Source organism: Dethiosulfatibacter sp. (assembly GCF_983023055.1).
This window is the reverse complement of the sequence record NZ_CEZJXU010000057.1, coordinates 1-8271: the sequence shown is the minus strand read 5'-3', so window position 1 is coordinate 8271 and position 8271 is coordinate 1. Positions and strand designations below refer to the sequence as shown.

Sequence of the window (8271 nt, the reverse complement as noted above, 5' to 3'; positions counted from 1 at the left end):
CTGTGATCTTGTGATTCTTGTAGGGGAGAACAGGACAAGAGCAATCAAGGAAGGACTTGAAGAAACCGACTTTGAGATGCACAACCTTGTTACTGTGAAGTCATTGAAGGAATCGGAAGATGCAATGAAGAGTCTCTTGAGGTCAGGGGATGTAGTATTATTTGAAAACGATCTTCCAGACACATACAATGAATAAAACAAGAAAGCAGCTCCGCTGCGTAAAATGCGTAAGCATTTTTTGAGAGGTCGCAGAAAGTTTCTTTAACCGCGTAATACCAACGCTTCAAGGGATTATGCATTTTTAGCTTTCTTAGACTATAAATAAAGCGATGAAAGGAAATTATTATGAAGAAAGTAGGAATTATAATAGGTGGAAAGACAGTAGAGCATGAAGTTTCAATAATTACAGGACTTCAGATATACGACAATATAGACAGGACAAAATACCAGCCTTTTGTAATATATATAGATAAAAAGGGAAGATGGAACATCGGAGAAAAACTGGGAGATATAAAAACATACCAGAACAAATCCTTCGAAGGAGTTACAGAAGTTATTCCATGGCAAAACTTCGACAAAAAGAATACACTGACACTTCACCCGAACCCTGATTTGAAGCAGGGTATCTTTGCGAAAAAAAGAGAAAAGCTTGAGGTGGAAGTAGTGATACCAGCAGTACACGGTACAAGCGTTGAGGATGGCGCCCTTCAGGGAATACTTGAATCATGCGGAGTGCCATACTGTTTTACTGGAGTAAAGGCATCAGCTCTTGGAATGGACAAGGTTTCAATGAAGAAGGTATTCTATGCTGAAAACCTTCCAATGGTGGACCATATATGGTTCTACAGATCGCAATACAGAAACAACCAAAATAAATATATAGAAAAATCGGAAGCAATAGGCTATCCTCTAATAGTTAAGCCTGCAAACCTTGGATCAAGCGTAGGAATTAGCAAGGCTACAAATCAGGAAGAGCTTAAGGAATCCATAGAGGTTGCCCTTTCCTACGACAAAAAGATAATGGTTGAACAGTGTATAGAAAACCCAAGGGAAATAAACTGCGCAGTACTTGGTTATGAAGATCAGGTTGAAGCATCACTTTGTGAGGAACCTATAGGATGGGAAGACTTCCTCAAATACGAAGACAAGTACATGAACGGCAGTAAGGGCAAGGGAACTGAAAAAAGAATAATTCCAGCAGACCTTCCTGAAGAAGTATCACAAAGAATTAGGGAAATGGCCAAGAAGGCATTCATTGCAATAGACGCCTCGGGAACATCAAGGGTGGACTTTCTATACGACAACCAAAACATCTATGTAAATGAAATAAACACAATACCTGGATCCATATCATTCTATCTATGGGAGCCTTCGGGATTGCCTTTTAAGGAACTCATAACAAGATTGATAGAAATAGCTGAAAAAAGATATGAGGATGAATCTCAAAACATAAATTCATACGACATAGACCTTTTGAACAATATGTCCAAGGGAGCAAAAAACTGATACCTGGGGAGTTGCTAATATGAGTATTAAAGAGAGACTCGTAACATTCATGAGTGATGACGCCTACAAGCCCATGCTGATAGGGGAAATCTTTAAAGAGCTAAACACTACAAAGGATATGAAAAGGGAAATAACTAAAATTCTAAATGAGCTTGAAGAAGAAGGCAAAATAATCAAGACAAGAAATGAAAGATATGTAATTCCAGAAAAGAGTGATCTTATTATAGGTACAATTCAGGGATCTCAGAAGGGATTTGGATTTCTAATTCCTGACAATACTGACATTAAAGACCTTTTCATATCTCCGGTTGACCTTAACGGAGCAATGAACAAGGACAGGGTAATAGTAAGACCAATGAAGGGTAATGGTAATACAAAAAAACCTTCAGGGGAAGTTATTAAGATACTGACAAGGGCAAACTACGAAATAATAGGCACCCTACAGGAAACTAAAAATTTCGGTTTTGTACTGCCTGACGACAAGAGGATTTCCCAAGATATATTCGTATCAAAATCCGACTTCAATGGAGCTAAAAACGGACAAACAGTTATTGTGAAAATTGTTGAATGGCCAGGAAAGAGAAGAAATCCAGAAGGAGTGGTCAAGAGCATACTAGGATCATCTGATGATATAAGAACTTTCATATTGTCAGCTCTTATAAGAAATGAAATAAGGACTAAGTTTCCCAACAAGGTACAGAGGGAAGCCTCTGAAATAGACAGGGAAATTACGAAAGAAGAAATAGACAGAAGAAAAGACTTCAGGGACTATCAAATAGTTACTATAGATGGAGCAGATGCCAAGGACCTTGACGATGCAATTCATATAATCAAAAAGGATAACGGCAAATATGAGCTTGGAATCCATATAGCCGATGTAACCCACTATGTCAGAGAAGAATCACCTCTCGATAAGGAAGCTTTTACAAGGGGAACATCAGTATACATGCCTGGAGAAGTAATACCTATGCTTCCAAAGGAACTTTCAAACGGAGTATGCAGCCTTAGCCAGGGCGAGGACAAGCTAACCATGTCAGTGGTCATGACTATAAATGGCAAGGGAAAGGTAAGTGACTTTGAAATATATGAGGGAATAATCAACTCCAAATCAAGGCTCGTATACGATGATGTATCTGATGTACTGGAAAATGAAGATGAAGCAATGTCTGAGAAATATAGAGATCTGCTGGAAGATTTTAAAAACATGGAAACTCTAGCTAAAATCCTCAAAAAAAAGAGAGATGACAGGGGATGTATAGACTTCGATTTCCAAGAAGCAAAGATTGTTCTGGATGAAGATGGACGTGCAGTGGACGTAGCCAAATACGACAGAAGGATTGCTAATAGGATAATCGAAGAATTCATGATAGCTTGTAATGAAACAATTGCGGAAAACATGTTTTGGTCCAAGGTTCCATTCTTATACAGGATACATGAAAGCCCTGATAGCGATAGAATTACAGAATTCAACAGGTTTATAGCAAATTTCGGTTACTTCTTGAAAGGAACTGCAAACCTTCATCCCAAGGAACTTCAGTCAATAACCAATAAGATAAAGGGAAAGAAGGAAGAAACCGTCATAAATACTATAATGCTTAGATCGCTTAAGAAGGCAATCTATAGCAACAGTCAGGAAAAACACTTCGGACTGGCCTCAGACTACTATTGCCACTTCACCTCTCCTATAAGAAGATATCCGGACCTTCAGATTCACAGAATAATCAAGGAATTTATAAATGGAAGGTTAAAGGACACAAGCAAACTGGAAACAAGACTAGCCCTGGTGGCTGATCAGTGTTCAATAAATGAAAGAAAAGCCGCCCAGCTTGAAAGGGAAGTTGACGACATAAAGGCTGCAGAGTATATGTCGGAGCACATAGGAGAAGAATACGAAGGTGTAATTTCAAGTGTCACAAGTTTTGGAGTGTTTGTGGAACTTGACAACACAGTTGAAGGGTTGATTCACATATCCAATATGACTGACGACTATTACTTCTATGATGAAAGAAACTATAGCATGATTGGAGAAATGACCAAAAAAACCTACAAGATAGGTGATGTGGTCAATGTAAAATTGGTAAGTGTAAATATTCAAAGGGCAGAGATAGACTTTGCTTTTTGCAGAAATAAAGGAGAAAAATGATAAAACTTGGAGAAATACAATTATTAAAACTGAATAAGGCCGATAAAAAGGATCTTATTTTCATCGATGAAGACGGAACACAGGTATATGTAAAGAAAGAAAAGGGAATGGATATTGTGGAAAAGGGCCATGAAGCCAAAGTCTTCGTATTCAAAAAAGGCAACAAGAATGAAGGATCACTAAAACTTCCAGAACTGGCTCTTGGTGAAATCGGATACCTTAAGGTTACGGACATTACAAACATAGGAGCCTTCATGGACTGGGGACTGGATAAAGAGCTCTTTCTACCATTTAAGGAACAAAAAGGCGAGATAAGAACTGGAAGGGAATACATGGTTGGAATCTATATTGATAAGTCCGAGAGACTTTGTGCAACAATGGATATATATGAAATGCTTGTAACCAATTCTTCATATAAAGAAGGAGACAGGGTTAAAGGAACGATATACAGTATGAAAAAAGGCCTGGGTGCAATGGTTGCAATTGACAACAAATTCCACGGTCTCATCCAGGAGAAGGACTTCATAGGAAAGAGAATAGGAGACAAGATAGAAGCAAGAGTTGTAAAGGTAAGAGAAGATGGAAAGCTCAATCTCAACCTTTTTGAAAAGTCTCACGAAAAGATGGATAACGATGCAGAAAAAATATTCAAGAGGATGATGAAAGAAGGTGGATTCCTTCCGTATAACGACAAGTCAAATCCAAATATAATAAGAGAACAGTTTGATATGAGTAAAGGTTCTTTTAAAATTGCTATTGGAAGACTATACAAAAGAAAATTAATTGAAATAACACCAAGAGGAATAAAAGTAAAGGACTAATAAAATTGTCGATGATTTGACAGTTTGTCCCTAATTTGCTATAATATGCTAGCAATGAAGCTATGCATCGTCACACGCACTGGTACATAAGGACAGGTGATAACATGAAAGATATTGAAAGAGTAGTTGCCAGAAATAAAAAAGCCCGCCATGACTATGCCGTAGAGGAAACTTACGAAGTAGGCTTGGTTCTCAAGGGAACTGAGGTAAAGTCAATTAGACAGGGAAAGGTTAACTTGAAAGACAGCTATGCAGTAATTGAAAATGGTGAAATATTCGTACAAGCCATGAACATCAGTCCTTATGAACAAGGCAATATCTATAATACAGATCCAATGAGAAAAAGAAAACTTCTTCTCAATAAAAAGGAAATCAGAAAACTTATCGGTCTGGTTAACCAGAAGGGATATTCCCTCATCCCTCTGAGTTTGTATTTCAAAAACGGAAAGGTAAAGATGGAGCTTGCCGTAGCAATAGGAAAGAAAAAATACGACAAGAGACAAGACATTGCCAAGAAAGACGCCCAACGCAGAATACAAAGAGTAAGAGATTATTAAGGGGGCGTAATTGGTTTCGACGGGGGTATAGAAGTATAATAAGCGAGCCGCTGTTGCCAATCAGCGAAAAAAGTGGCAACATATTTAAATGCAAACAATAAAAGTAATTTAGCATTCGCAGCGTAAGCTGCTAGCTTGTTCCACTTAGCCGACCTGTAGGTTATACTGGGGCATCAAATAAATCAGGGAACTGCTCTAGGGGTGCTTCGACCTATTGCCGAATAATTGAAGATAGCCTGATGTGACTTTTGTCGAGACTTGTCACATCATGCGATACTATAAGTTTTGACTGCGCTCGGAGAAAGTTATATGGAAATGCTTTCGGACGTGGGTTCGACTCCCACCGCCTTCACCAAATAAGAACACAAAGTTTAATACAATGCAAACCTCTTGATTTCAAGGGGTTTTGTTGTTTTTACGAGTTATAAAGGATTGAAATACCTGGAAATGAACACACTAATGCTTAGAATTATGCACCTAGGTGCATTTCCTGTTAGGTGGGTGCATACTTTTTAGCGTAAATATTTTAAATATGTTTCTCTATAGCACTCACGTTGAGACAATCTGCTTGATAAAGAAGAAAACCCAATAAATAAGGGATACAGCCATAATTGAATGAAATGTAGTAATAATATATGTTCCCTTGGGCTTAGGCGCAAGGGATTTTTTCTTTTAGGCGGGCGTACTTTTACGAAATTAGAGTCAGAATAAAAGTTTATTTATAGTATATTACGTATGAGAGGTTGCTGAATTATGATTTTAGCTCTATAATCATTATGGTATGATTAATTAAGTTCTGAGATTTGAAGGTACAAAAAAGTAGTTCTGACTCTTGGAATTTTTGTTGATGTAAAAACGGGTATTCCTAGAGTTGAATTGACAGCATTATTAAAATATAATATTGGGTATTGCTGTATAGTTTTGTTGAAAATATTCGCTAATAGGAATAAAACTTACTGTAGTGTTGTATTTTTATGGAGGATTATCATGAATTATTTAACAACCACAGAATGTGGATCAAAATAGAATGTTTCACAATGCCGAATAGAAATTCATTGTAAAGAAGGCCGCATTGAAGGCACTGAATTAAAAGGGAGGTAAGATATATGGCTATTATTAATGGAAATCAGAAATTTAATGAAGCAACTCGTGTACAAATGCCAGCAATAGTTCATTTAAATAGATTGGGGTATGAGTATTTTGGAAAGATCACAGAAAGTATGTCAGGGGTGGTTTATGATGCAGATACAAATATATTATTAGAGGTATTCAAAAGTCAGTTTTGTGAATTAAATCCTAGACATGAAGGTGAATTTGAACAAATTTTACTTACAATACGCCAGGAATTAGATAATGATGATCTTGGACGTAGCTTTTATAAAAGATTAACTAGTATTTCACCAATAAAATTAATTGATTTTGAAAATCCTGAAAACAATACATATCATTGTACCGCTGAATTTACTTGTAAAAGAGATCAAGATGAGTTTAGACCTGATATTACTTTGTTTGTTAACGGGCTGCCTCTTGTATTCGTAGAGGTAAAAAAGCCAAACAATCATGGTGGAATGGTAGCTGAAAGTGAACGCATGAATAGGCAACGTTTTCCCAATAAAAAGTTTCGTAGATTTATTAATATAACTCAACTAATGATCTTTTCGAATAACATGGAATATGATACGCAAGGTGGAATTGTACCTATTCAAGGTGCGTTTTATTGTACTGCAGCTAGAGATGCGGCACTATTTAATTGTTTCAGAGAAGAGAATGTTGCAAATTTTGAAGTTGCACCTTTTATAAAAGATTATTCATTCAAGGATATCGACAATAATGTAGAAAGAAAAGTTTTAAGTGACTTTAATTGCCAAGTTATACACTATGCTCCAGAATATCAAACAAATTTAAATGTTAATACACCAACAAATAGGATAATTACTTCTATGTGTTCTCCAGAACGACTATTATTTATTCTCAAGTATGGTATTGCTTATGTGAAAATGGAAAGAGAAGTTGATGGTAAAATAGAATCTACAGATCAAAAACATATCATGCGATATCAACAGCTTTTTGCAGCACTAGCTGTTCGTAAGAAATTGAGTGAGGGTGTAACTTCAGGTGTTATATGGCATACTCAAGGAAGCGGTAAGACAGCTCTTTCGTATCATTTAACTCATACGTTATCGGATTATTTTGCTAAACAAAATAAAGTTGCTAAGTTTTATTTTATAGTGGACCGTTTAGATTTGCTTGAGCAATCAACACAAGAATTTGAAGCACGAGGCTTAGAAGTAAAAACTGCAAATTCAAGAGTTGAACTCATGGAACAATTTAGAAATAACCAAGCGCAGGAAGGCAATAGTGGACAACAAGAAATAACAGTTGTAAATATACAAAGATTTGCAGAAGACAAAGAAAAAGTTGCTTTACCAGCGTATGCTACTAATTTGCAGAGGATTTTTATTATAGATGAGGCACATCGAGGGTATAATCCTGCAGGATGTTTCCTTGCTAATATGTTTGATGCAGATAATAATTCAATCAAAATTGCATTAACAGGCACTCCATTACTAAGTGATGAAAGAGCATCGTGGAAAGTATTTGGCGAATATCTTCACACATATTATTATGATAAATCTATTCAAGATGGTTATACATTAAAGATAATAAGAGAAGATATTGAAACTTCATATCGTGAAAAACTATCCTCTATTTATGAAAAGCTTGAATCACTTGTAGAGAAAAAGGATATTAAAAAGAGCCAAATAATTGAGCATGATAGATATGTAAAAGAATTATTACGATTTATTATAAATGATCTTAAGCGATTTAGACAAATTCAAGGTGATAATACTTTAGGGGGAATGGTTATTTGTGAAACCAGTGAGCAAGCTAGAAAACTTTTTGCTTTCTTTGACGAAATCCAAGTAGAGCTTAATAGTGCTGCATCGCTAAAAAGTAGTTTTAAGGTAGGATTAATCTTACATGATAGTGATGACAAAGAAACGCGCAAACAAGTTATTAAAGATTTTAAAAAGAATATGACCATTGATATACTAATTGTTTTCAATATGCTTTTGACAGGTTTTGATGTGCCTAGACTTAAAAGACTATATTTTGGTCGTAAACTAAAAGACCATAATTTGCTTCAGGCGCTGACACGTGTGAATCGCCCCTATAAAAAGAATAGATATGGTTATATAATTGATTTTGCAAATATAAAGCAAAACTTTGAACAAACCAATGA

Annotated in this window: 5 protein-coding genes, 1 other RNA gene and 1 pseudogene; all 7 read left to right on the top strand. The window is 36.1% G+C overall.

What is annotated here, in order from left to right:
• Nucleotides 1-196: pseudogene (locus AC3AX0_RS03535) on the top strand (UDP-N-acetylmuramoyl-tripeptide--D-alanyl-D-alanine ligase); the annotation flags it as partial.
• 149 nt (nt 197-345) lie between these two features.
• Nucleotides 346-1506, top strand: coding sequence for a D-alanine--D-alanine ligase family protein (locus AC3AX0_RS03530; RefSeq protein ID WP_487548925.1), 1161 nt, complete (start codon nt 346-348; stop codon nt 1504-1506).
• A gap of 19 nt (nt 1507-1525) precedes the next feature.
• The gene (gene rnr / locus AC3AX0_RS03525; protein WP_487548924.1) at nt 1526-3649 is read left to right on the top strand and encodes a ribonuclease R; all 2124 of its coding nucleotides are present in this window, start codon (nt 1526-1528) and stop codon (nt 3647-3649) included.
• The gene (locus tag AC3AX0_RS03520) at nt 3646-4470 is read left to right on the top strand and encodes a CvfB family protein (protein ID WP_487548923.1); all 825 of its coding nucleotides are present in this window, start codon (nt 3646-3648) and stop codon (nt 4468-4470) included. Before rnr ends, AC3AX0_RS03520 begins: the two co-directional genes overlap by 4 nt.
• A gap of 104 nt (nt 4471-4574) precedes the next feature.
• Nucleotides 4575-5027, top strand: coding sequence for an SsrA-binding protein SmpB (smpB, locus tag AC3AX0_RS03515; protein ID WP_487548922.1), 453 nt, complete (start codon nt 4575-4577; stop codon nt 5025-5027).
• Nucleotides 5028-5382: a transfer-messenger RNA gene (ssrA, locus tag AC3AX0_RS03510) on the top strand. It abuts the gene before it with no gap.
• 751 nt (nt 5383-6133) lie between these two features.
• On the top strand, nt 6134-8271 hold a 2138-nt coding region (locus tag AC3AX0_RS03505), incomplete at its 3' end, for a type I restriction endonuclease subunit R (protein ID WP_487548921.1).

Bases quoted from the DNA above. Each gene is read 5' to 3' on its own strand.
- AC3AX0_RS03520 (WP_487548923.1), top strand. From the start codon at position 3,646: ATGATAAAACTTGGAGAAATACAATTATTAAAACTGAATAAGGCCGAT.
- AC3AX0_RS03530 (WP_487548925.1), top strand. From the start codon at position 346: ATGAAGAAAGTAGGAATTATAATAGGTGGAAAGACAGTAGAGCATGAA.
- rnr (WP_487548924.1), top strand. From the start codon at position 1,526: ATGAGTATTAAAGAGAGACTCGTAACATTCATGAGTGATGACGCCTAC.
- smpB (WP_487548922.1), top strand. From the start codon at position 4,575: ATGAAAGATATTGAAAGAGTAGTTGCCAGAAATAAAAAAGCCCGCCAT.